This window comes from Micromonospora foliorum (assembly GCF_022229015.1).
GTDB lineage: Bacteria > Actinomycetota > Actinomycetes > Mycobacteriales > Micromonosporaceae > Micromonospora > Micromonospora foliorum.
In genome coordinates this window covers 1-2,812 of the sequence record NZ_JAKKFF010000383.1, presented here as the reverse complement: position 1 = coordinate 2,812, position 2,812 = coordinate 1, and the positions used below count along the sequence as shown (strand labels likewise).

At 74.8% G+C, this 2,812-nt stretch carries 2 protein-coding genes; both read right to left on the bottom strand.

All coding sequences use genetic code 11. The annotated features are described in order from the left end of the window. The coding region (locus PSH25_RS25205) for a bifunctional transcriptional activator/DNA repair enzyme AdaA (protein ID WP_238661420.1) at positions 1-779 on the bottom strand (779 nt) is incomplete at its 3' end. Between the two features lie 87 nt (positions 780-866). After that, positions 867-2,282: an FAD-binding oxidoreductase gene (locus PSH25_RS25200; protein ID WP_238661419.1), complete on the bottom strand. Its 1,416-nt coding sequence runs from the start codon at positions 2,280-2,282 to the stop codon at positions 867-869. Between the last annotated feature and the right edge of the window lie 530 nt (positions 2,283-2,812).

The window sequence follows — 2,812 nt, the reverse complement described above, 5'->3', positions numbered from 1 at the left end:
TGGAGTAGGTCCGCGGCGTGCCCGTCCGCCGGGGTCAACGCCACCTGGGCGGTGCCGTGCGGCAACCGCAGACCCCGGTGGTACGTCCCGTCGCGGACCTCCTCCACGCCGGGCAACGCCCGCACCGCGAGGAAGTCCAGCAGCGCCCGGGCGTGCAGCGGCGGGCGGTACGCCAGCCGGAGCGCGATGGTCCCCGCCCCGGCCAACGCCTGCTGGCGGCCACGGGCCGTGCGCAGGTCCGACGGGGCGCTCGCGTACACCTCGCGAAGCGTGTCGTTGAACTGCCGCACGCTGCCGAAGCCGGCGGCGAACGCGATCTCGGCCATCGCCAGATCGGTCGTCTCGATCAGGATCCTGGCGGTCTGGGCGCGCTGCGCCCGGGCCAGCGCGAGCGGCCCGGCGCCCATCTCGGCGCTCAGCATCCGGTGCAGGTGCCGCTCGGTGTAGCCCAGCCGGGAGGCCAACCCCGGTACGCCGTCCCGGTCGACGACCCCGTCGGCGATCAGCCGCATCGCCCGACCGACCACGTCCGCGCGGACGTCCCAGAGCGGGGAGCCGGGCGCGGCGTCCGGCCGACAGCGGCGGCAGGCGCGCAGCCCGGCACCCTGCGCCGCAGCGGCGGACGGGAAGAACCGGACGTTCTGCCGCTTGGGCGTGATCGCCGGGCAGGACGGCCGGCAGTAGATGCCGGTGGACGTCACCCCGGTGTAGAACCAGCCGTCGAACCGCTGGTCACGGCTGTCCACGGCCCGGTAACACCGCTCGAAGTCCATCTCCATGTCACCGATGATGCCCCGCCCGCCCGGTCATCGGCTGGCGGGAATCGGACCTGGGTGTGCGCGTCCGGCCCGGGATCCGCCTCGGCGTCAGCGCCGGCGTCGGTGCGGCTGCCCGGACCGCACGGTCCGGCCGGCCTGCCCGGACCGGTTGCCCTCGCCGGACCGGTTGCCCTGGCCGGCGCGGTTGGCCTGGCCGCTCAGCAGGGCCGATCGGAACACGCCGTCCGGGTCGTACCGCTTCCACAGCCGCCGGACGCGGGCCCCGGTATCGCCCGGGTAGATCCGGGCGAACGCGGCCGGGTCCGGCCGGCTCTCGAAGTTGACGTACGCGCCGTCGGCGCGCGCCCCGGCGGCCCGCCAGGCGGCGTTCAACGCGGCGTCGGCCTGCGGCGGAAACACCGAGGCCACTATCAGGGTGTCCTGGTGACGATGCGGGTACGCGGTCGCGTCGGAAGCGACGTCGTTGACCGCCCCGCCCAACGAGCGGAGCTGGACCACCGCCCGCCCCGGCCCGGTCACCGCCCGCGTCACGGCCCGCGCCCCGGCCTCGTCCAGCGCGGTGAACAGACCGTTGGTGGTCGTGCCACGCTGCTGCCCGATGTTGGGGTTGAGGTGCGCGGTCGGCACCAGCGTCGGGTACGGCAGCAGGTCGGTCCGGTGTTCGAGCACCTTGCCGATGGCGAGCAGCGGTTCCACAGCCGGCCGGGCGCGGCGCAGGCTCTCGGCGGCGACCACGGCGGTGATGGACATGAGGACCGATCGACCCTCCGCGAACACCACGGCGGCGGCGGACAGCTCCCGTGGCGCCTGTGCGAGGTAGCTCGTCCACTCTCGGACGGTGCGACCGTCCGGATGCGCCTCGACGACCAGTTGCGCGACACCGACGTTGCGCTGCTCGACCGCCTCGATCTCGAATGCCACCACGATTCCCGCGCCGGCACCGGCTCCTCGGACCAGCCAGAACAGCTCCGGCTCGTGCTCGGCGTCGGCGCGTACAAGCGTCCCGTCCGCCAGCACCACCTCGACGGCGCGGACCCGGTCGATGGTGAGACCGTGGGCGCGGACCAACCAGCCGACACCACCGCCGGTGGCCAGGCCGCCGACGCCGACGCCGCCGTAGTCACCCGAGCTGATCACCAGGCCGTACGGGGCCAGTGCCTTCGCGACGTTCGCCCAGCGGGCACCCGCCTCGACCCGGACCAGCCCGGCCCGCTCGTCGATCACCTGAACCCGGTTGAGCATGGAGAGGTCGATGACCACCCCACCGTTGTTGGACGAGGCTCCGGAGAGGCCGTGCCCGCCGCTGCGGACCGCGATGGGCAGCCGCTGCTCCCGCGCGTAGCGGAGCGCGTCGACCACCTGCGCGGTGGTCTTGGGCAGCAGGACGGCGGCCGGCGACGCCGACCGGGTGTACGTCGAGCGCAGGTGCGCGTACCGGCGGTCGCCGGGTGTGACGATCTGCCCCCGGAGGGAGTCGGGCACCCGGGCCATGGCGGTGCTCATCGTCGCCCCCGCAGCTCGCGCCTCGGGTGTCCGGGATCGGTCATGAGCCAAGGATGAGCGGGCACACCGGCCTCGCCAAATTCGGTGGACCGGTGCGCGCTGGTCGCCGCGGCGCGCGACGCTCGCCGGTACGGGGGAGTGCCGTGCGGAGGTGACCGGGATCTCGGCCCGAGGACCGGGGCGCCGTCGTTCCGGCACCCCCGCTGACGGGGTGATCGGGGCTTGGCCGGTCAGGCCGGCGCGGAAAGACCGCCGGCCTGACCGGTCCTGCTCAACCCTTCGGTCGACCCGGCACGCCGGGCGGGGCCGACGGCGTCGGATCGACACCAGGCACACCAGGCGCAGCCGGCTCGCCAGGCACCGTGGTCTCGTCGGGCACGCCCGGTTCGCCGGGCGCACCCGGTGAGCTGGACGGCGTCGGCGGACCAGGTACGCCGGGCGGGCCCGGTGTCGTTGACGGGTTCGCAGGCGCGCCCCCGGGGCTCGGCTCGACCGTCGGCACCGCGGTGGGCGTGGACGGGGTGGGTACG

Bases quoted from the DNA above. Each gene is read 5' to 3' on its own strand.
- PSH25_RS25200 (WP_238661419.1), bottom strand. From the start codon at position 2,282: ATGAGCACCGCCATGGCCCGGGTGCCCGACTCCCTCCGGGGGCAGATC.